This is a genomic window from Bradyrhizobium sp. SRL28 (assembly GCF_018596315.1).
Taxonomy (GTDB): domain Bacteria; phylum Pseudomonadota; class Alphaproteobacteria; order Rhizobiales; family Xanthobacteraceae; genus Bradyrhizobium.
Map to the genome: position 1 here is coordinate 158887 of NZ_JAHEAG010000008.1, position 20409 is coordinate 179295.

Sequence of the window (20409 nt, forward strand, 5' to 3'; positions counted from 1 at the left end):
ACGTTGCTCCGTTCCGTTTCTCCAACTATCACTGATGCGTTGAATGGGAGCGGAGCAACGGGATGGAATTGGTTGCGCATTTGCGCCTGTCGAAACAGGCCTTGATCGATCTGGTTTTCTTCTGCGGCGTTCCGATCGTGCTGGCGATGCTTTCGGCCGTTCTCGGACCGTATACGGCCATCATGGGAGGCGCCGGCGCGACCGTCTATGTCCTCTCGCTCGCCATTGTGCCCTGGTGGCTGACCGGCCTCGTCACCCAATTGGTGAGCAAAACAGCCGGACGAAGACTGCCGCTTTGGCTGATTGCGGCCATCGGTGCCATCGCCGCCGGCCCCTTCGTCTCGCTGTATGTGTATGGCGTCAATTCAATCGTGGCGGACATCTGGCCCGCTCTGAACGCGTTGTTGTCGGTTACCTTCAGCACAGGACATATCAAATCCGCCGCCTTGTCCGAGGGGCGGGCAATCGTTCTCTGGATTGCCTTCGTTGTCATTTTCCATGAGACGCTGGGCTGGGTGAGGTTTGCGCCGCCAAGCAAGGAAGCGAGCCGCGAAGAACGCTTTCAGCTGAGCGGCGCTGAATGGACGGCGGAAGACGATACCCTGTTGCGATCGTTGATTGGCAGCGGCAAGCCGCCGAGAGCCATCGCGCTGGAGATGAAGCGAACGGTCGGGGGCATCCGCGCAAGGACCGCCAAGCTGGGCCTTCGGAACAACCGTCTCGGCGATACGTCCGTTGATTGAGGTGCCCTAGGTGTGCGCAGCCCGCGCCAGCGAGGGCGGGCGGCTTGTCGATGAGAAGAGAGATTTCGTGAGCCGCGGGCGCAATGAAGAAGGTGGGCAGCAGTCGCAAGCTTGGAGCGCCGTCTCAAACGTTAGGAACGCGAACGAAGGAAGTGGGTGGAAGCGATATCGCATCTTCTCCCCGAGGTGTGATACCTCAACCCAACAAGGGTCTCGGCGCCGCCGCTTGAGGCTCTACTCTCGTTCAGGCAATCAGCTCAGGTACCTGGCGATCTCGAATGTGAATTTCACTTGCAGAACAGGGCCGGCCTCGTTTCTGACTTCGACCGCCATTCGACGGTTTTTGCTGCCATCGAATTTTGGGGAGCGCACTGCATCCCGGGCCATGTCTGCTAAGGCTTTCGCGGCCTCTTCCTCCACGGACGCGATGCTCGATAACTCAAGTCCTTCATCATCAAATGCTAGATCATCTCCGTCTCGAAAGTCGAAGTAGTAGCGTGGCATCGGCTCTCATCCAGCTAAGTCAGTCGTGAGAGCTACAGAAACCAGACTTCGTCCGTTCTCAATCAGACATAGGTTTATTCGGCTGAACCAGATTGAGAACGCTGAGGCCTAACCGGGGCTGGCCTTCAATTGCGCCGGTGCCCGATCAGCCACTCGCGCTCTTTCGCGAGCAACCGGTAACCGGCCGACGCACTTCGGGCGCCCACTGAACCTGAGCTGGTGGACGGTGCCACGCCAGACCGCGCCCGTGAGTTTTCAAAAATGCGATGGAATCGGAGCTTCAGAACAGGCCGGAGGAGGAAGGTTGCGTAAGTAATTGATCGCCTGTATTGATCCGCCCCGATGGGGCCACGTGGCGGAGTGGTTACGCAACGGTCTGCAAAACCGTGTACACCAGTTCAATTCTGGTCGTGGCCTCCATCCATATAATCAATGGCTTAGGCCGACTATATGAGAGGCCGCAGCAAGCCGGCCGCGGTCAGCAGGCGGCGTACCAACCTTCAGGAAACGGAACCAGCGGCCAAGAGGCCCCGTTGTCGTTGGCGGCACGCGGCGACGGATAAGAGCGCTGGGTCTGGACCACGAAATCATCCTCCGGAGCTGGCGCAACGGCCGTCTGGACGGCTTCCAGCAGCAAATCGTATTCAACTTCGCTCATCGTGCTCTCCGGGGTTCCGGAGGCGACGGTCGCAAAAGAATTTTGTTTCCAGATTGAGCGGATCACTCGAATTTTAGCGATTCGATGTCCGCGGCAAAGCTGGTTACTAAAGCGTTGAGTTTTCCGCGCAAACACTAGGGCCACGCACCTGCGGCTCAGTGTGAGAAAAATCACATTTTACATAAATTACTTCGCGTATTCGGCTGGATGACGCCTGCCTTGTCAAGGCTGGCATGATCCAGGAGATGCGGTCATGAAGGCAAGGTTTGCGCGAAGTGCGGCACTTCTCCGTCGTTCCCGCCGGGCTACAACGCTCGGCTTCCTGCTCACCTTGATGGCGAGCGGCTCGGCCGGTGCCCAGCAAGGCACGCCCGAACAGCGCCGGGCCTGCACGCCCGACGTCTACCGCCTCTGCGCCGGCGAGATCCCGAACGCCCGGGCGATTACCGCATGCCTGCGCCGGCAGAAGGCGAGCCTGAGCCCGGCTTGTGCTGCGGTGTTCGAGCAGTAAGTCGCGACCGCTTCCTTACATCTCCAGCGCAGCCAGATTCTTCGGCAGCATCCGCTTGAACAAAGTGAGGATGCGGGCAGCTTCCTTCGCGTCCTGGGTGATCGCATGGCGGACGGTCGCGGCGATCAGCGTCATGATCAGTTGGGAGAACGAGGCGAGGGCGGTTGCGGGCGCGTCGGGTGCGATACGCCGTACCGCGTCGCCGAGCAGCCCGGCGAGATAGACGCCGTCCTCCTCGTCGAGTTTTTGCAGCGCACGGTCGGCCTGCGTCGCTTGCCAGATGTCGCGCATGACCGGCACCTCCATGAACATCCGGTAGTAGCTGTCGGTAATGCGACACAGCGCCGGATGCAGATCCCGGGCCGTCTTGACCACGGCGAGGTCGCGCCGGACGCAGTCGCGCCCACTCGCGTTGTAGCGTTCGGCGAGCGTGCCGATGATCGCGGTCTTGTCCGGAAAATATTGGTAGAGCGAACCGAACGGCACGCCGCTGCGTTCGACGACGTCGCTCATGCGGAAGGCTTCGCTGCCTTTTTCAGCCATCAGTTCTGCCGCGCTGCCGAGAATTTTCTCGAACCGCTCGCGGCTGCGCTGCTGGGTCGGGACGAGGCGCGCCAGTCCCGAAGTGGCTGCTTCGGTTGTCTTCTGTCCGGCTTTTGCCCTCGGCATCGGTCCTCTCACATAAAAGCGACTTGACGTTACTAATACGAGAGTTTATCGGGTTTGGCAAATACGAGATATCCTCGTATTATATCCGAAGAGGATGATCCATGTCAGAACTTCCGATCCTGATTATCGGCGGCGCGGGCAAGACCGGCGCGCGCGTCAATGCGCTGCTAAGGGCGAGCGGCGTCCCGACACGGCCGGTGTCGCGTTCGACGTCAGTGCCGTTCGACTGGACCCGGTCCGAGACGTGGCCGGCCGCGTTTGCCGGCGTCTCGATGGCCTACGTCACCTACCAGCCGGATCTTGCGGTCGAAGGCGCCAGTGACGCGATCGCCGAGGTGAGCCGGCTGGCGCGCGAGAACGGGCTTAAGCGCGTCGTATTGCTGTCGGGCCGCGGCGAGCCGGGTGCGCAACGGGCGGAGGCGGCGTTGCAGCAATCCGGCGTTCCCTGGACCATCGTGCGCGCAAGCTGGTTCGACCAGAATTTCTCCGAAGGCTATCTGCTCGACGGCGTGCTGGCCGGTGAGATCGCCTTGCCGGCCGGAGCCGTACCCGAACCGTTCATCGATGCCGATGACATCGCCGAGGTCGTCGTCGCCGCGGGGCGGCCGGTGCACTACCGGCAAATCGGTTCGGAAGAATTTGCCGACGGCATGCGGCCCCATGTGCCCGAGGAATACATCGCGCTTCTGCTCGAGTTGTTCACCGTCGTGCTCGACGGGCGCAATTCGGATGTCGCGCACGGCGTCGAACAGGCGCTTGGCCGCCCCGCGCGGGACTTTGCCGATTACGCCCGCCGAATCGCTGCGACCGGTGTCTGGAGGGCATGATCATGCTGCAGATGTTGATTGTCGGCCTGCTGTGGTTTTCCGCGATCGGCTGCGGCCTGCTCGCCGGCCTCTACTTCGCGTTTTCGGCCTTCATCATGACGGCGCTTGGCCGCATCGGGCAGGCCGCAGGCATCGCGGCGATGAATGCGATCAACGTCGCGATCGTGCAGTCGCTGTTCCTGCCGATCTTCCTGGCAACGACGGCTGCGAGCGCAGCACTGGCGGTGACGGCGCTGTTGCGCTGGGGCGAGCCCGGTGCGATGGCCATGGCGGCCGGCGGCGTGCTCTATGTGCTCGGCATGTTCGTCGTCACCATGATCTTCAACGTGCCCCTGAACAACGCGCTTGCCGCGGCCGATCCGGCAAGCGCCGAGGCCACGTCGCTGTGGTCGCGCTATCTGACGGACTGGACGTTGTGGAACCACGTGCGGACGGTCTCATCCACGGTGGCGTGCGCGCTGTTCATTACGGCGATTGCCGCGAGGTAGGAATGCCGCACACCTGTCGATAAACGCAAAAGCCGCCCGGATCAGGGGCGGCTTTCGATTGTTTCCGGTGCGCGAGATCAGGCAGCCGTGAGAGCGTTCCCGCTACGCCTGCGGCGATAGGCCATGAAGCCGACGCCGCCGAAACCGAGGATCATCATCGCCCAGGTTGAAGCTTCCGGGACAGGGGGTGCTACGGGATCGAACTTAAAGTCTGCCCGTATCTCAAGCGTCGAGGTGTGGCCTTCCTCGTTCTTCCACTTGTTTCCGTTGTACCATCCATCGCCAGCTAAAACGAAGTGAATATCAGAAACCGTGACACCGTTCAGAGTGAACGGACCGAGTTTGTCGAGCGTCGTTTGGCTGATGTTGAAGACGTTGTCGGGGGTCGGGTTCGTCGGCTGCGTGATCTGCAATTTGAACAATTGAGAATCAGCATCAACGTTCGGGTTCGTGAACTTCAGGCTGAACGTGTATTTGACGTTGAAGTCCTGGTCCGTGTTGTAGGTGGCGCGGTTCACCCAGGTGATACTTCCGATGAGGTAGTCGTCCTGGTTGGTCGTGATGTCCGGGCTGGTGACATCGGTGATGGTCATCGTGCTCGACTGATTTCCCGGCCACGTCGCGCCTGACATTTTCAGCACGTTTTTGTCATTGCTGATGGAGCAGCCGGGGCTCCCGCCGCTGCAATTCGACACGTTCGAGAAATAGGCGTCGCTCTTGAAATTCAAGACCGTCGCGGCGCTGGCCTGCGAATGGGCTAGACTGGCGAGCATGGTCACGGCCAGAATATTAAATGCTTTGCTCATAACGACCCCGTTTTTAATATTTAAATTAAAGGGACTTTTTCAGAATTTATACAGGGGGTCAAGAGGTATTCCGTTAATACTCAGCATTGAAATCCAGCGTCCGGCGCAAGGCCTGATTGTGCGGTTAACGCATGCCCGAAGGAGCTTTTGCAGTGGAACGTCGAGAGGCCGGCTGGCAGGAAGGGCATGGCCCGGTCAGCGCTGGCTTCCCGCGGCAGCGCGCGCATTATTAAATGCTCCCGCTTGCGGAAAGATTTTACCGAGATAAATCGAACCAATCGCAGCAACTGCTGCGGATTGGATCTCGTGCGTAGCGCGCTGGAAGAGGTCGGAAATCGGCGAGATTGCCAGCCGTGTTGGCTCCCCGGGCTGGATTCGAACCAGCGACCATTCGATTAACAGTCGAATGCTCTACCGCTGAGCTACCGAGGAACAGGCGAAACAAAGGTTCGCGAGCGGGGAGCGTATAACAAAGCCTTTCGGGCTTGCAAAGGACCAAATCACCGGCTGCGCGCTTAGGTGAAGCGGGACCGGAAAGCCCCTGCGCTGCAACGATTTGTGGTCGTTTTCGCCCCCGGGGCAAGCGGTGGCTGGAACCCAAGCCTGTGCAATTCGTCATACATGGGTGTGATCGACCGGGCCGCCAATTCGGCTTAATCGCCCAAAAGGCTCGGTCGTGCCGGGTTTCACGGGAGCTGATTCGATGCCAGCCATTGCGACCGACCTGATCCGCGCGGTACCTTCGATCGTCCCAAGCGACATTCCCGCCATGGGTGACGACGAATGCCTGCTGCGGCTCGGGCAAGCCATTGAAGCCCATGATACCGAACATCTGGATGAGGTGGCGCGGCTGATCGCCCGGCTCGCCGTGACGATCGAGTAGGCGGCTTTCGAGCACCTCCGGTGGCGGCTCGGCAACAGGCGCCGGCATGTTGCGTTTTGCCGAAGCTTGTACCAAAGATGACCCCGGTTTCAGCTCTCGGTTCCAGTTCTCTTGCGGCCTCGCCGCATGCTCTCAGGGTCTTAGCCTATGTCCGGTTTTGCGACCGCGCGCCAGAAAATGGTCGATGGTCAGGTGCGTCCGAGCGACGTGACCGATATCCGAATCCTCGATGCCATGTTGGCGGTGCCGCGCGAGGCCTTCGTTCCCGAAAACAAGCAGGCTCTGGCCTATCTGGACCTCGATCTCGATGTCAGCGAAGGCGGCGCGGCCCCGCGGTTCCTGATCAAGCCGGTCGTGCTGGCGAAGATGCTGCAGGCGGCTGAGATCAAGGAGGCCGACCGCGTCCTGGTGGTCGGCTGTGCCACCGGATACGCCGCCGCCGTGATCGCCCGATTCGCCTCCCAGGTGGCCGCAACCGAGAGCGATTCGGCGCTGGCGGCGAAGGCGCAGGCGATTCTGGCCAGCAATGGCTGTGGAAACGTAACCGTCCGTCCCGCGGCGCCGGCCGATGGAGACCCGGCAAGCGCGCCCTATGATGTCATCGTGCTGAACGGCGCAACCGAGATCGTGCCGGAACAGCTCTACGCGCAATTGCGCAGTGGCGGCCGATTGGTGGGCGTTTTTGCGACGTCGCGGCCGGCACGGGCTACCATCGTGACCTCTTCGCATGGCGATTTCGGTCACCGGACGCTGTTCGATGCCGCTGCCCCGGTGCTGCCCGGCATGGAACGTGTTCCAGCCTTCGTTTTCTAGCGTTTCGCCCCTTCCACGCCCAATATTCGCCCTCCGGGGCCGGCTAAATCCTCTTCGAAATCAGAAGTGTGGCCAGATTGCCCCACGTGCAGAGTTTCGACGGCGTTTGCTTACGGGGTGGTTTCGTCCAGCTTACGTGCAGAATAAGGTGAGCCGGGACTCACTTCGGGTGAAGCGACGTTCGGTTAATGATCATGTGCGATCGTGGTCATTGGCTGGGCGACCAAAAATGATTGGATTGCTTGGGATGCGTGGGGTGAAGGAATTTACCGGAGCTGCGGCTTCGGCCCTTCTATTTGTGTGCTTGGGCTCGACGCCCGTCTTGGCCGACACGATTGAGGCAGCGCTGGTGCGCGCCTATCAGAACAATCCGCAGCTCAATGCGCAGCGCGCGCAGGTTCGTGTCACCGACGAGAACGTGCCGCAGGCGCTGTCGGGCTATCGCCCGAGGGTCGCGGTCACGGCGAGCGCGGGCTTCCAATATACGGATTCGCTGAGCACGCAGGGCGGCGACCCTACCAACCTCGTTAAAACCCCTATCGTCGGCGCCAATGCGCCGCGCAGCGTCGGCGCCACCGTTACGCAGACGCTCTTCAACGGCCAGCAGACCGCGAACAGGACCAGAGCCGCGGAGAGCCAGGTTTCCGGCGCGCGCGAAGCCCTGCGCGCACTCGAACAGACCGTCCTGCTCAGCGCCGCGACGATCTACATGGACTATCTGCGCGATTCCGCGATCGTCGAGGTGCAGAAGAGCAACGTTCGCGTGCTTGAGCAGACGCTGAAACAGACCCGCGATCGCTTCAATGTCGGCGAAGTCACCCGCACCGACGTTGCGCAGTCGGAGGCCCAGCTCGCCGCCGGCAAGACGCAGCTCCTGACCGCGGAAGCCAATCTGACGACGACGCGATCGAACTTCCGCCGCATCATCGGTAACGAGCCGCAAGCGCTTGCGCCGGGTTCGCCGGTCGATCGCTTCCTGCCACCGACGCTGCCGGCTGCCGTCGAGCTCGGCCTGACGCAAAACCCGAATGTCACCGCGGCGATGTTCGGCATCGACGTCAGCTATCTCCAGGTCAAGGTGGCCGAAGGCGCGCTGTTGCCGACCGTCACGTTTCAGGCCTCGGTGCAGCAGTCCTATGAGCAGAGCCTGATACAATTCAGGTCGTTGGGCGCGTCCGCGGTCACGCAGCTTTCGGTGCCGATCTATCAGGGCGGCGCCGAATACTCGCTGATCCGCCAGTCCAAGGAAACGGCGGCACAGCAGCGCCTCGTTCTCGACCAGACCCGCGACCAGACCCGTGCCAACGTGGTCACGGCATGGGGACAGCTCGTCGCCGGCAAGGCGCAGGTGCAGTCCGCCCAATCGCAGGTACAGGCGTCGGAAATCGCGCTCAACGGCGTGCGCGAGGAAGCCAAGGCCGGACAGCGCACCACGCTCGACGTGCTGAACGCGCAGCAGGCGCTGGTCAATGCGCGCGTCGCGCTCGTCACCGCGCAGCACGATCGCGTGGTGGCGTCGTACTCGGTTCTGAACACGATCGGACGGCTGTCGCCGCAAGTGCTCAACCTGCCGACCACGGTTTACGACCCGAGTGTGCACTATCACCAGGTGCGCGACAGCTGGGCCGGCGTTCGCACACCCGACGGCCGCTGACCTCCGAGTCAATTTCCGCACAGGCGGGATGAAATCGTCGCCCGGCGCCTGAAGCGCCGGGCGCTTTGCTTGCAATCAATTGTGGCCATGACGTACCTTTTCTGGGGCGAGCTGAGCGATTCGTGGCCTGCGTCTTTGCATCTCATGGACGCGCGTCGGGGTCGTTTTGAGGGGAGCAGGACTCTGCGCGCGGGGCAGCGGGCGGGGCTTGATCTGGGGACAAGTCGGGCTTGTGCGATGAAAATCCCGGCCTGCATATCCGGAACCGGCAATTCCTTCGTGGCTTTGGTGTAAAATGGTTTCGATGTGGAGTCGGAAATGACGCAACCTGCAAAGGTCCAAGAGCCCTCGATGGAGGAGATTCTGGCGTCGATCCGTCGCATCATTGCCGACGACGAGGCAAAGCCTGCGGCTGCCGAAAAGCCGGCGAGCCCGGCGGTCGCCGCGAAGCCGGCCGTCATGAAGGATATCCCGCCGTCGGCGATTGCGCCGGCGCCGAAGCCGGTTGCCGCGCCGAAGCCGGCCCCGCCACCACCGCCGCCTGCGCCCGAACCGGCTGCCAGCAACAATCAGGACGACATCGATGCGATGCTGGCGAGCCTCGATGCGGCGACGCCCGAGGCGGACATAAGGCCGGCGCAGCCCGAGCCCGAAGCCGACGTGTTTGAACTCACCGACGAGATGGCATTGCCAGAGCCGACACCACCAGCGCCAACCTTCAGCAAGGTCGAGCCGCAGGACGACATCGAATTCACCGAAGCCAAGGCGTCACGTCGCCAGCCGGCCTATGAGCCGCCGTTCGAGAGCGCCGCGCCGGCACGACCAATTTTATCGCATTCGACGGTTTCCGCCGTTGAATCCGCCTTCAATTCATTGGCCAACACCGTGCTGAGCAACAATGCGCGGACGCTGGAAGATCTGGTCAAGGAAATGCTTCGACCAATGCTGAAATCCTGGCTCGACGACAATCTTCCGGGATTGGTGGAGCGGATCGTCAAGGCCGAAATCGAGCGGGTTTCGCGCGGCGGGCGCTAGCCCCAAGGCTACGTTAAGGCTACATCGAAGCTGCCTCGAGGCAGCCTCGGCGGGCGTCGACCGGGACCCCATTCGGACATTCAAACCGGCGTTACCGTGGCTCCCCGCAGCCCCCAGACTGAGTTGTCAGGTTGACTTGAGGCGCTGCGGCGGCTTTCTAGGGGCGGCGCGGTGCCGATCACATCCAAACCGGGCGCTACCACGTTGATTCGATTCACATTCTTTGAGCGGACCGGCGACGGATTTGCTCAAGAACGCCCTCTACATCTCCAATTGCAGTGCCATGATCGAGAAAAACTACCAGCCCGCCGATATCGAAAGCCGCATGTCCCGGATCTGGGAGGAGAGCGGCGCATTCAAGGCCGGCCGACCTGAGCGCAAGGACGCCGCGCCGTTCACCATCGTGATCCCGCCGCCGAACGTGACGGGCTCGCTGCATATGGGCCACGCGCTGAACAACACGCTGCAGGACATTCTCTGCCGCTTCGAGCGGATGCGCGGCCGCGACGTGCTGTGGCAGCCCGGCACCGACCATGCCGGCATTGCGACCCAGATGGTGGTCGAACGGCAATTGATGGAACGGCAGGAACCGGGCCGCCGCGACCTGGGCCGCGCCAAATTCCTCGAGCGCGTCTGGCAGTGGAAGGCGGAGAGCGGCAACGTCATCGTCAATCAGTTGAAGCGCCTAGGCGCTTCCTGCGACTGGTCGCGCGAACGCTTCACGATGGACGAGGGGCTGTCGCGCGCCGTCGTAAAAGTGTTCGTCGAGTTGCACCGCGCAGGGTTGATCTACAAAGACAAGCGGCTGGTGAACTGGGATACGAAACTGCTCACCGCGGTCTCCGACCTCGAAGTGCAGCAGGTCGAGGTCAAGGGCAGTCTCTGGTACCTGCGCTATCCGATCGAGGGCAAGACGTTCAGCCCCGACGATCCCTCGACTTTTGTCGTCGTGGCGACGACGCGCCCCGAGACGATGCTTGGCGACACCGCCGTTGCTATTCATCCGGACAACGAGCGGATCGGACATCTGATCGGCCAGCATGTGATCCTGCCGCTGGTCGGCCGCCGCATCCCGATCATCGGCGACGATTACGCCGATCCCGAGAAGGGTTCGGGCGCGGTCAAGATCACGCCTGCGCACGACTTCAACGACTTCGAGGTCGGCAAGCGTCACGGCCTGCCGCGGATCAACGTGTTTGATCAGGAAGGCTGCATGAACCTCGTGGGCAACGAGGATTATTTGCGCGGCTTGCCGGAAGGCGCGGACCAGCTTGCGGAAGAATTGCACAACGTCGACCGCTTCGCCGCGCGCAAGAAGCTCGTGACCCGGCTGGAGGATTTCGGCTTCCTGGAAAAGGTCGAGCCGAATACGCATATGGTGCCGCATGGCGACCGCTCCGGCGTGGTCCTTGAGCCCTATCTGACCGACCAGTGGTATGTCGACGCCAAGACGATGGCTCAGCCCGCGATCGCGGCTGTGCGCTCGGGTGCGACCGAGTTCGTGCCGAAGAACTGGGAAAAGACCTATTTCGAATGGATGGAGAACATCCAGCCCTGGTGCATCTCGCGCCAGCTCTGGTGGGGCCATCAGATCCCGGCGTGGTACGGCCCTGACGGCAAGGTGTTCGTCGCCGAGACCGAAGAGGAAGCCGTCGGCAACGCGCTCGGTTACTATGTCGAGCAGGAAGTCATCACGGCAGAGCAGGGGCGCGAGATGGCGCAGGACCCTCCCAAGCGCGAGGGCTTCATCGTCAGAGATGAGGATGTGCTCGACACCTGGTTTTCCTCCGGGCTGTGGCCATTCTCGACGCTCGGCTGGCCGGATGAAACGCCGGAATTGAAGCGCTATTACCCGACCAATGTCCTCGTCACCGGATGGGACATCATCTTCTTCTGGGTCGCCCGGATGATGATGATGGGCCTACACTTCATGAAGGACGCGCCGTTCTCGACCGTCTACATCCACCGCCTGGTTCGCGACGAGAAGGGCGCGAAGATGTCGAAGTCGAAAGGCAACGTCATCGATCCCCTGGGCGTGATCGACGACTTTGGCGCGGACGCGCTGCGCTTTGCGCTGGCGCGCGGCGCGGCTCACAGCCACGACATCAAGCTGTCGCCGCAACTCGTCGAAACCAATCGCAATTTTGCGACCAAGCTGTGGAACGCCTGCCGCTTCGCCGAGATGAACGGTTGCGAGCAGCCCGCAGGCTTCGATCCGACGGCGGCAAAGGAAACCTTGAACCGCTGGATCGCACACGAGACCTCGCGCGCCACGCGGGAGGTCACCGAGGCGATCGAGGGCTATCGCTTCAACGATGCGGCCAATGCGATCTACCGCTTCGTCTGGAACGTCTATTGCGACTGGTATGTCGAACTCGCAAAGCCCGTGCTGATGGGCGAAGAGAGCGCCGCGAAGGCCGAGACCCGCGCCATGACTGCCTGGGCGCGGGACGAGATCCTCAAGCTGCTGCATCCGTTCATGCCCTTCATCACCGAAGAGCTCTGGGCGGTGACGGCCAAGCGCGACGGCCTCTTGGTGCTGGCCGAGTGGCCGCGCAAGGCGAGCGCGTTGACCGAGGAGCAGATCGCTTCGATGGCGCTGGCAGGGCCGGGCGATCCGCTGATCGCGCCGGTCATGGCCGCGCTCGACGCCGGCGATTTTAGCGACCCTGCCGCGGAAGCCGAAATCGGCTGGGTGGTCGATCTCGTCACCGCCATCCGTTCGGTGCGCTCGGAAATGAACATCCCGCCGGCAACGCTGATCCCGCTGGTGCTGTCGGGTGCGTCCACCGAGACCAAAGAGCGCGCACAGCGCTGGAACGACACCGTGAAACGCCTGGCGCGCTTGGCGGATATTTCTTTCGCCGATCGCCCGCCGGAAGGCGCGGTGCAGCTGCTCGTGCGCGGCGAGGTGGTCGCGCTGCCGCTGAAGGGCGTCATTGATCTTTCGGCAGAGAAGGCCCGGCTCGACAAGGAAATCGTCAAGGCCGACGCGGACATCAAGCGGGTCGACGCCAAACTCGGCAATGAGAAATTCGTGGCCAACGCGCCCGAAGAGATCGTCGAGGAGGAAAAGGAAAAGCGCGAGGCAGCGGTGGAGCGAAAGGCCAAGCTCCAGGAAGCGCTGGAACGGTTGAAGATGGCGTCCTGATGCAGGACGCTGAACTATCCCCGTCATTGCGAGGAGCGAAGCGACGAAGCAATCCATCTATCCGTTATGCGGCACGATGGATTGCTTCGCTCCGCTCGCAATGACGGCTGAGGTTTCTCAGTCATCATCGAGGGCCTAATCGATGCTCGACCACGTCTCCATCACCGTTTCCGATTTCGCCGCCGCCGAACGCTTCTACGACGCAATCATGCAGGCGCTCGACGTCGTCAAGGTCGGCCGCAGTGACCGCTGGCTCGGCTATGGCGAGCGGGCCGACGCCGAGTATCCGGACCGCGTCTATCTCGCGATCTACAGGGGTCCTAGGCCGGACGAGGCCACCAGCCGCCACTGGTGTTTCAAGGCAAAATCACGAGCCGAGGTCGATGCCTTCTGGCGCGCCGGCATCGCCGCCGGCGGCACCGATGACGGCCCGCCCGGCCTACGCCACTACCACGCCGCCTACTACGGCGCCTTCCTGCGCGATCCCGACGGCAACAAGGTCGAGGCGGTTTGCCATCGGGCGGAGTAGCAGCAGGAGGAAGCGTAGCCGGCCCTCGTCATTGCGAGCGCAGCGACTTGTCCACCGTAGCTCAATGAGCGAAGGCGGAAGCAATCCATCGTCCCGCAAGGAAAGTATGGATTGCTTCGCTCCGCTCGCAATGACGGCTGAGGTTTCTCAGTCCTCATCTAGGGCCTGTTTGATGCGCTGCACCGGCCTCATTTCACCTTGTCCTGCGACACATCCATGATCATGCGCGCCGACAGATAAAGGCGTGGCACGATTGTCTCCAGCTTTACGTATTCGGCGTCGTTCGAGTGGGCGCCGTAGCCGCTGAGGCCAAAGCCCTCGATCACGGCAGCATTGGTCTTCAGCGCAGCGAACGCGGCGTCGGTACCGCCGCCGCCGGCCGCGTCGAACACCTTCAATGGCAACCCCAATTCCTCGTAGATGGCAGCGCCGTGGGCGGCCAGGCGGCGCGAAGCGGGCGTGGCTTCCAGCGGCGGGCGGCGCATCTCGAAGCGGAGCTGCACCTTGGCGTCGGGAATCCGTTTGCTCTTCACGCGTTGCTGCAGCGTGGCCTCCAGCTGGGTGAAATCGGACACCTTCAGCGCCCTGGCGTCGCCTTGCGCGGTGGCCTGTGCCGGGATCACGTTGCGGTTGGTACCGGCCTGCGAGACCGTCCAGTTCAGGCTCAGGCCCTGGTCACGCCGCGACAGGTCGCTCAATTGCAGAACCTGGTGGGACAGCTCGACCAGCGCATTCACGCCCTTGTCCGGCGCAGCGCCCGCGTGCGAGGCCTTGCCGTCCACCGTCAGGTACGCCGCGCCGATGCCGCTGGTGGCCAGCCGCAGGCGGCCGTCCTCTCCGCCGGCTTCGTAGGAGAACACGGCGTCCTGTTCGCCCGCCATGCGGGTGATGGTGCTGCGAGAGCCCGGTGAGCTGATCTCCTCGTCGCCGTTGATCAGTACGGTCAGCGTGCCGTAGTCTTGGAACTTCAATGTTTGCAGCATCGCTATCGCGTGCAGGATGAGTGCGATGCCCTGCTTGTCGTCGGCGATGGCCAGCCCGTAGGCGCGATCACCGTCGATGCGGAAGGGTTGATCTTTCAGCATGCCCGGCAGGTAGACGGTGTCCATGTGGGCGATCAGCATGATCTTCTTGTTGCCGGTCCCCTTGAATTCGGCGTGCACCATGGCGCCCGGTTTGGGCGGCGTGTCGTCCATCCGGTAGATGTCGGTCGGCTCGACGATCTCGACCTTGCCGCCCAGCCGGGTCAGGCGTTCGCCGATCAACGCCGCCAGCCGGGCCAGGCCCTCGGCAGCCTTGCTGCCGGATTCGATGTTCACGAGATCGCGCAGCGTATCGAGCAGCGGAGTTTTTTCTTGCTGCGCCAGATCGTGGATGCGTTCCACGGGGCCAGCCGGCGAGGGAACGGCCGACAAGACCAAAGTGCAGGCGGCGATACAGGCGAGGGCGAAATGCAGAGGGAACCGTGCGGGACGCGACATGGTTGTCCTTTCAAATGACGGCAACGCGTCAACTGAGGGCACTCAACTGCGTCAAGCAGGAGACCGCGGCGACATGGGGTGGGCCACGCTTCTCGACCCTGCGCGATTGTGCGATTTTCTCCAGCAGTTTCAAGCTGATTTGCCCTGTCCAGTTTCGGCCGCAAAAATATTCCGCTTCTCGCCCGCCCCAAATCACCCCTACAACTCCCGCCATCCCGTCCCGAGAAGAGGGGCGTTGGCCATCGTCACGAACGTTGGGGCGGGTTGCGGTGGACGCGGCAGCGTCAGGCGCGAAGATGTTCGCAGGGCGGTTATCCGTGAGCGGGCATGGCGCGCAGACGAACGGCGCTTAAACGCTTTCGCTTTTTGCTTCGGCCGGAATGCACTTGGCTGGTTGAAGTCTGTGGCGAGGGAAGCTGCGTACGGCAAAACCGTGTGGTTCTGGCACCCGTGGCTGGTGTCAAGCTGGCGGAGGTTTGCAGGCACCCAACCGGGTCATGCGAGCCGTCAATTCGTCAGCGACGGAGGCAAGAGGAATTCGTCTCCGGGGAGAGCACGGCATAAGCCGTAAGACCATTGCGCGGGGAATGCCGGGATGCTCCGGCTGTACCTGTATGCTCGTGTGCGCATTCTTGAGTGCATCTTGCACACGAGACCGCGGGTGCTAGCCGGCATCCGGCATTCCCTGCGCCCTCTCATCTCGGGGCGAACGATTTGCAAAAGCTCGGGCGCACTGTGTCGCGAGAATGCGAAACTATATCCACGTCATTGCCTGCGACAAACGCGAAGCGTTTGTGCAAGGGAGCGACGCGACGAAGCAATCCACTTTTCCGTTATGCTGCGAGATGGATTGCTTCGCTGCGCTCGCAATGACGGCTGAAAGAGAAACCAAGTTGTCAAAACGGCTTGCTCAAAAACCTCGATCCCTTCAATCCGTAGCGCCAGGGCAGTTCGACCGCCTTGGTAATTCCGATCCGCACACCTGCGACGACCTCGGGTTTGCCGAGCCGCGCATGCAGCGCGAACGGCGGCTGATCCAGCGGCAACTCGCTGTGCTTGATCGTGATGCCGAGCGCCTCGCAGAGCTTGCCGGGTCCGGAACACAGCGCGCGTTCCTCCTGCAGGCCGCGGCGGCGGCGCATCGCAGGCAGACCGTGGGTCGGCTGCAGCGCGCGGATCAGCACGGCGCTGGCCGAGCCTTCCGCCTCGCAGACGAAATTGGCGCACCAGTGGATGCCGTAGGAACGGTAGACATAGGCAAAACCCGGCGGGCCGAACATCACCCGGTTGCGCGGCGTCGGTCCATTGAAGGAATGCGCGGCCGGATCGGTGTGATGATACGCCTCGACCTCGGTGATGATGCCGCCGACGCCATTGACCAGCAGCGTCGCCCCGATCAGGTCGGGCGCGACCTCGTGCACGCTGCGGCCAAAGAACGAGCGTTTCAGCGGCTTGCCGAGGCGAGGGGCGGCGGCATCGGCCGGCTTCGGATTTGGAGCCATTTTCAGGTGGGAATCACGGTGGAACAGGTGAAAACTGCCAATATCTTGCACGTTTCTGCTAGGCTCGGCGAGCCGGATTGCGGTCGCCCGCAATCGGGTTGCGGCCTTCCGCAACGGGATTGCGGTCTTCCGCAATGCCTTCCGCAACTGGGGTTGCCGCGATGGGCGACACAGATTAGCTAGATGTTCTCGCAATTTCCGGACTAAACATGGTCGTTCTCGTCGATACCGTCTCCCTCAACCAGGTGCGCCCGCGTCACCCCGAAAAGGTGAACCGGCCGGATGCGCTGTCGCCGCCCAAACCTGACTGGATCAGGGTGCGCGCGCCGAATACGCGGGGCTACGCGGACACAAGAAAGATCGTGAAAGAGAACGGCCTCGTTACGGTGTGCGAGGAGGCCGGCTGCCCGAACATCGGCGAGTGCTGGGACAAGAAGCACGCCACCTTCATGATCATGGGGGACACCTGCACCCGGGCTTGCGCGTTCTGCAACGTCAAGACCGGCATGCCGGGCGCGCTCGATGCCGCGGAGCCGGAACATGTCGCGGAGGCGACCTTCAAGCTCGGGCTCACCCATGTCGTGGTGACCTCGGTCGACCGCGACGATCTTGCCGATGGCGGCGCGGAGCATTTTGCCCAGACGATCCGCGCGATCCGCGCGCGCTGCCCGACCACGACCATCGAAATCCTCACCCCCGACTTCCTGCGCAAGGAAGGCGCGCTGGAGGTGGTCGCGGCGGCCAAGCCCGACGTGTTCAACCACAATCTCGAAACCGTGCCGGCGCGTTATCTCACCGTGCGGCCCGGCGCGCGCTATTTCCATTCGATCCGGCTGTTGCAACGGGTCAAGGAAATCGATCCGACCATTTTCACCAAGTCCGGCATCATGGTCGGCCTCGGCGAGGAGCGCCACGAGGTGCTGCAGGTGATGGATGATCTGCGTTCGGCCGAGGTCGATTTCCTGACCATCGGGCAATATCTGCAGCCGACCCGCAAGCATCATGCGGTCATGCGCTATGTGACCCCGGATGAATTCGGAGGGTATGAGAAGGTCGCCTACACCAAGGGTTTTCTGATGGTGTCGGCGAGCCCATTGACGCGCTCGTCGCACCACGCGGGTGAGGATTTTGCCAGGTTGCAGGCGGCGCGCCTCGCACGGGCCCGCTAGCCTCGGATTGAACCAATGCAACGCGTTCTTGTCATGGGATCGTCGGGATCCGGCAAGTCGACATTTGCTCGACGGCTGTCGGAAATTACAGGCATTCCCTTCGTTTCGCTGGATGCGCTGTACTGGAAGCCCGGCTGGGTCGCGTCAGACAACGCCGAGTTCGGGCAGCGCGTGGCCGAGGTCGCACGTCGGCCGCAATGGGTCATAGACGGTAACTACACCACGAGCGGCGCGGGCGAATTGCGCCGCCAATGCTGCGACACCGTGATCTGGTTCGACCTGCCGCGCAGGAGTTGCATGTTCGGCATCATGACCCGGATCGCCGGCAGCTATGGCAAGGTTCGCCCGGAGATGGCCGAAGGCTGCCCGGAGAAAATCGACTTCGAATTTTTTCGCTATGTCTGGACCTACCGCCGGCAGCAGCGGCCAAAACTCCTGGACTATTTTCAAGGGCTGCGCGCCGATCAATCGCTGGTCTGTTTCACCGACCGGACACAGGCGAACGACTATCTGAAGGCAATCGCGTTCAAGCAGAACCGGGCGAGTATCCACTGATGCCGCGCTTTTCCAGCAAACGCCGGGTTCATCATACCGCGTCGCAGATGTTCGATCTGGTTGCCGATGTCGAGCGCTATCCGGAATTCGTGCCGCTGTGCCAGTCGCTGAAAATACGTCAGCGCACGTCGAGGGGAGACGGCACTGAAATCATCGTCGCCGACATGACCGTGTCGTTCAAAGTGGTGCGGGAATCCTTCACCAGCCGGGTGACGCTGGACCGGCCGAACCTGAAGATCATGGTCGAATATCTGAAGGGCCCGTTCAGCAACCTAGAAAACCGCTGGACGTTCGAGCCGAAATCCGAAACCGACTGCGACGTCGGGTTCTTCCTGTCCTACGAATTCAGGAGCCGGATGCTGGCGATGCTGATGGGAACGATGTTCGATACCGCGTTCCAGCGCTTTGCCGCCGCGTTCGAAAAACGGGCGGATGCGGTTTACGGCAAGGGCGGGGCTAGCCAGTGAAAGCCGGCTGGTCAGACGTCGGCGAGGTCGGCGCGATCGGCGAGACGCTGGGCGGCGTTGTCGTAATGCTTGCGGGCCTTCTCCCGCGCCGCGACGGGATCGCCGCGCTTGATGGCCTCGACCAGCCGGACCTGCTCCTCGATCGCGGCCGCGGCGAGCTCAGTCGCCTTGGTGTTCTTCACGGCGACGGAACGGAGCTTCTCGGCAATCTGGCTGTCGATCATCACGACGAAATTGAGCGCATGCTCATTATCAGCCACCTTGGCGATGACATGGATGAGCTGACGTTCGGCCTCGAAATGACGCTCGGCGCCGTGCTCGCGATCGCCGATCGCCTCCCGCATCTCCTTGAGAATGGCCTCCATGCGGGCGATATCCCGGTTGGAGCGCGCCAGCGCCGCGTCGGCCGCGGCCTCGATGACGACGCCATTGCGCAGGCGCAGCAGCTTCAACAGCTCCTTGCGTTTCTTGAAGCAGGCGGGACTGATCCGAAAAGCCGTGCGTTCTTGCGGCTGCGCGATGAAGGCGCCGACGCCGACGCGGCTCTGGACGATGCCGTCGTACTTGAGCTGCGAGATCGCTTCGCGCACGACGGTTCGCGCGACGCCGAATTCGGTCGCCAGCGCCTGTTCGGATGGCAGGCGATCGCCGGGCCGAAGCTCGCCCGCGAGCAGGGCGCCGGTCAGGCTGGCGACAATCTCCTGGGGCAATGAAGGGCCGCGCTCGAGGGATTTGAATTTCAACAGACGGTCCTGTCCAGATGGCGTCGCCGGCTGACCCGCCATCGCGATCCGCGCCAGTGGGCAGGCATAACGAAACAAGGCAAGCGGCGCAATTGGATTAATCAGGTTGTCAGACAGCCTGCGGGCGTGGTAGCGGGGCAGCAAAAAAGGCTGGCGGGGCAGCTGCGCTGCGCAAGCGAATGCCAGAAATTCCCAGAGGACCGTCAAACCATAACGGAAGGCCTGAGATGACGACATTTGAACGCGTTGGCTTTATCGGCCTCGGCGGAATGGGACGAGGGTTGGTGAAGAATCTCGTCGCCAAGGGCGTGGCGGTCACCGCCTATGATCTCAACCCGGCCGCCGTGGCGGTCGCCAAATCGTTTGGCGCGACCGCTGCCAAGAGCGTTCAGGAGATCCGCGACAATTGCCGCATCATCATGATTTGCGTCAATGAAGCCGAGGATGTCGAGGCGTTGATGATTTGCGGCGATGGGCTGCTCGCCGGTCCGGCGTCGGGGTTCGTCATCGTCGACCACACCACCGGCAGCCCGCAGATGGTCGCGAAACTCGACCGCATGGTGCGTGCGGCCGGCGGGCGCTACGCCGAGGCGCCGATGACGCGGACCCCGAAACATGCCGACATCGGCAAGGTCAACGTGCTGTTCGGCGGCGAGCGCGACCTGCTCGACGACCTCAGGCCCTATTTCGAACTCTATGCCGAAAACATTTTCCATATCGGCCCGCTGGGACACGCCATCCGCCTCAAGCTCATTCACAATTATATCGCCTTCGCCAATGTGGCGGCGTGGTGCGAGGGGTTTGCCCTTGCCGCAAAGGACGGGCTCGACCTTTCCCAGGTGATCGGCATCATCTCGGCCGCCGGCGCCAAGAGCGGCATGCTCGATCTCTATGGCCAGGCCACGCTCGATGGCGACTTCACCCCGCTGATGTCGCTGGCGAACGCCCGCAAGGATGTCCGCTATTACGCGCGCTGGCTGGAGGAGGCGGGCCTGCCGGGGTTTATGGCGGAAGCGGTGCATCAGACCTACCGGCAGGCGGCGCTGCTGGGGCACGACGGCGAGTCCTGCACCGCCGTCATCAAGGCCTATGAGGCCGTGACCGGGGTAGATGCGCGGATCGCACCGAAAGACCAGCAACAAGAACAGGCAAAATGACCGGCGGCATATCTGACCTTGCCAGAAAACCGGTTGCTGGTACCGACGCCATTCATTAAGCCGG

The 20409-nt window shown here is 62.4% G+C and carries 21 protein-coding genes and 2 tRNA genes; 15 read left to right on the forward strand and 8 right to left on the reverse strand.

Features of this window, described 5'->3' with window-relative positions; genetic code table 11:
• Positions 1 to 62: 62 nt before the first annotated feature.
• Complete coding sequence (locus tag KIP88_RS19350) at positions 63 to 743, forward strand: hypothetical protein (protein WP_214489542.1); 681 nt, start codon at positions 63 to 65, stop codon at positions 741 to 743.
• A gap of 252 nt (positions 744 to 995) precedes the next feature.
• Here KIP88_RS19350 and KIP88_RS19355 read toward each other — a convergent pair whose 3' ends face one another.
• On the reverse strand, positions 996 to 1247 hold the full coding sequence (locus KIP88_RS19355) for a hypothetical protein (RefSeq protein ID WP_214489543.1): 252 nt from the start codon (positions 1245 to 1247) through the stop codon (positions 996 to 998).
• A 346-nt stretch (positions 1248 to 1593) separates the two neighbouring features.
• Between KIP88_RS19355 and KIP88_RS19360 the strand changes: the two genes are divergently transcribed.
• Positions 1594 to 1667: transfer RNA gene (locus KIP88_RS19360), tRNA-Cys, on the forward strand.
• Between the two features lie 58 nt (positions 1668 to 1725).
• Here the strand turns inward: KIP88_RS19360 and KIP88_RS19365 are convergent.
• Positions 1726 to 1905, reverse strand: a complete 180-nt coding sequence (locus KIP88_RS19365; RefSeq protein WP_214489544.1) for a hypothetical protein — start codon at positions 1903 to 1905, stop codon at positions 1726 to 1728.
• 253 nt (positions 1906 to 2158) lie between these two features.
• Here KIP88_RS19365 and KIP88_RS19370 point away from each other — a divergent pair, with 253 nt between their 5' ends.
• The gene (locus tag KIP88_RS19370) at positions 2159 to 2416 is read left to right on the forward strand and encodes a hypothetical protein (RefSeq protein WP_214489545.1); all 258 of its coding nucleotides are present in this window, start codon (positions 2159 to 2161) and stop codon (positions 2414 to 2416) included.
• A gap of 15 nt (positions 2417 to 2431) precedes the next feature.
• Here KIP88_RS19370 and KIP88_RS19375 read toward each other — a convergent pair whose 3' ends face one another.
• The gene (locus tag KIP88_RS19375; protein ID WP_214489546.1) at positions 2432 to 3085 is read right to left on the reverse strand and encodes a TetR/AcrR family transcriptional regulator; all 654 of its coding nucleotides are present in this window, start codon (positions 3083 to 3085) and stop codon (positions 2432 to 2434) included.
• 101 nt (positions 3086 to 3186) lie between these two features.
• Between KIP88_RS19375 and KIP88_RS19380 the strand changes: the two genes are divergently transcribed.
• On the forward strand, positions 3187 to 3912 hold the full coding sequence (locus KIP88_RS19380; RefSeq protein WP_214489547.1) for an SDR family oxidoreductase: 726 nt from the start codon (positions 3187 to 3189) through the stop codon (positions 3910 to 3912).
• Between the two features lie 2 nt (positions 3913 to 3914).
• A complete protein-coding gene (locus KIP88_RS19385) occupies positions 3915 to 4400 on the forward strand; it encodes a DUF1772 domain-containing protein (RefSeq protein WP_214489548.1) in 486 nt (161 codons plus the stop codon).
• Between the two features lie 77 nt (positions 4401 to 4477).
• On the opposite strand, the gene KIP88_RS19390 is transcribed toward KIP88_RS19385, so the two are convergent.
• A complete protein-coding gene (locus tag KIP88_RS19390; RefSeq protein WP_214489549.1) occupies positions 4478 to 5206 on the reverse strand; it encodes a choice-of-anchor K domain-containing protein in 729 nt (242 codons plus the stop codon).
• 357 nt (positions 5207 to 5563) lie between these two features.
• Positions 5564 to 5638 (reverse strand) — tRNA-Asn (locus tag KIP88_RS19395).
• A 271-nt stretch (positions 5639 to 5909) separates the two neighbouring features.
• On the opposite strand from KIP88_RS19395, the gene KIP88_RS19400 reads away from it, so the two are divergent.
• The 6 genes from KIP88_RS19400 (at position 5910) to KIP88_RS19425 (ending at position 13271) form a co-directional block, all read left to right on the forward strand.
• Positions 5910 to 6089 (forward strand): hypothetical protein, encoded by a 180-nt coding sequence (locus KIP88_RS19400; RefSeq protein WP_214489550.1) that lies wholly within the window; start codon positions 5910 to 5912, stop codon positions 6087 to 6089.
• 147 nt (positions 6090 to 6236) lie between these two features.
• On the forward strand, positions 6237 to 6902 hold the full coding sequence (locus KIP88_RS19405; protein WP_214489551.1) for a protein-L-isoaspartate O-methyltransferase: 666 nt from the start codon (positions 6237 to 6239) through the stop codon (positions 6900 to 6902).
• A gap of 247 nt (positions 6903 to 7149) precedes the next feature.
• Entirely contained in the window at positions 7150 to 8556 is a 1407-nt protein-coding gene (locus KIP88_RS19410; protein ID WP_214489552.1) for a TolC family outer membrane protein, read from the forward strand.
• A 318-nt stretch (positions 8557 to 8874) separates the two neighbouring features.
• Positions 8875 to 9591, forward strand: a complete 717-nt coding sequence (locus tag KIP88_RS19415; protein ID WP_214489553.1) for a PopZ family protein — start codon at positions 8875 to 8877, stop codon at positions 9589 to 9591.
• A gap of 283 nt (positions 9592 to 9874) precedes the next feature.
• Positions 9875 to 12742: a valine--tRNA ligase gene (locus KIP88_RS19420; RefSeq protein ID WP_214489630.1), complete on the forward strand. Its 2868-nt coding sequence runs from the start codon at positions 9875 to 9877 to the stop codon at positions 12740 to 12742.
• A 142-nt stretch (positions 12743 to 12884) separates the two neighbouring features.
• Positions 12885 to 13271: a VOC family protein gene (locus KIP88_RS19425; protein WP_214489554.1), complete on the forward strand. Its 387-nt coding sequence runs from the start codon at positions 12885 to 12887 to the stop codon at positions 13269 to 13271.
• 188 nt (positions 13272 to 13459) lie between these two features.
• Here KIP88_RS19425 and KIP88_RS19430 read toward each other — a convergent pair whose 3' ends face one another.
• Together KIP88_RS19430 and KIP88_RS19435 are read right to left on the reverse strand one after the other, a co-directional pair.
• The gene (locus tag KIP88_RS19430) at positions 13460 to 14752 is read right to left on the reverse strand and encodes a M20/M25/M40 family metallo-hydrolase (RefSeq protein ID WP_214489555.1); all 1293 of its coding nucleotides are present in this window, start codon (positions 14750 to 14752) and stop codon (positions 13460 to 13462) included.
• A gap of 896 nt (positions 14753 to 15648) precedes the next feature.
• Complete coding sequence (locus KIP88_RS19435; protein ID WP_214489556.1) at positions 15649 to 16254, reverse strand: DNA-3-methyladenine glycosylase; 606 nt, start codon at positions 16252 to 16254, stop codon at positions 15649 to 15651.
• 209 nt (positions 16255 to 16463) lie between these two features.
• Between KIP88_RS19435 and lipA the strand changes: the two genes are divergently transcribed.
• From lipA to KIP88_RS19450, 3 genes are read left to right on the forward strand one after another with little or no spacing between them, the layout of a single operon-like run.
• Positions 16464 to 17423, forward strand: a complete 960-nt coding sequence (lipA, locus tag KIP88_RS19440) for a lipoyl synthase (protein ID WP_214489557.1) — start codon at positions 16464 to 16466, stop codon at positions 17421 to 17423.
• 15 nt (positions 17424 to 17438) lie between these two features.
• Positions 17439 to 17978: a DNA topology modulation protein gene (locus KIP88_RS19445; RefSeq protein ID WP_214489558.1), complete on the forward strand. Its 540-nt coding sequence runs from the start codon at positions 17439 to 17441 to the stop codon at positions 17976 to 17978.
• Complete coding sequence (locus KIP88_RS19450; RefSeq protein ID WP_214489559.1) at positions 17978 to 18445, forward strand: type II toxin-antitoxin system RatA family toxin; 468 nt, start codon at positions 17978 to 17980, stop codon at positions 18443 to 18445. The genes KIP88_RS19445 and KIP88_RS19450 overlap by 1 nt, the downstream gene beginning before the upstream one ends.
• A gap of 11 nt (positions 18446 to 18456) precedes the next feature.
• Here KIP88_RS19450 and KIP88_RS19455 read toward each other — a convergent pair whose 3' ends face one another.
• Positions 18457 to 19188, reverse strand: a complete 732-nt coding sequence (locus KIP88_RS19455; protein ID WP_214489560.1) for a FadR/GntR family transcriptional regulator — start codon at positions 19186 to 19188, stop codon at positions 18457 to 18459.
• Between the two features lie 227 nt (positions 19189 to 19415).
• Here KIP88_RS19455 and KIP88_RS19460 point away from each other — a divergent pair, with 227 nt between their 5' ends.
• Positions 19416 to 20345 (forward strand): NAD(P)-dependent oxidoreductase, encoded by a 930-nt coding sequence (locus tag KIP88_RS19460; RefSeq protein ID WP_214489561.1) that lies wholly within the window; start codon positions 19416 to 19418, stop codon positions 20343 to 20345.
• The last annotated feature ends 64 nt before the right edge of the window (positions 20346 to 20409 follow it).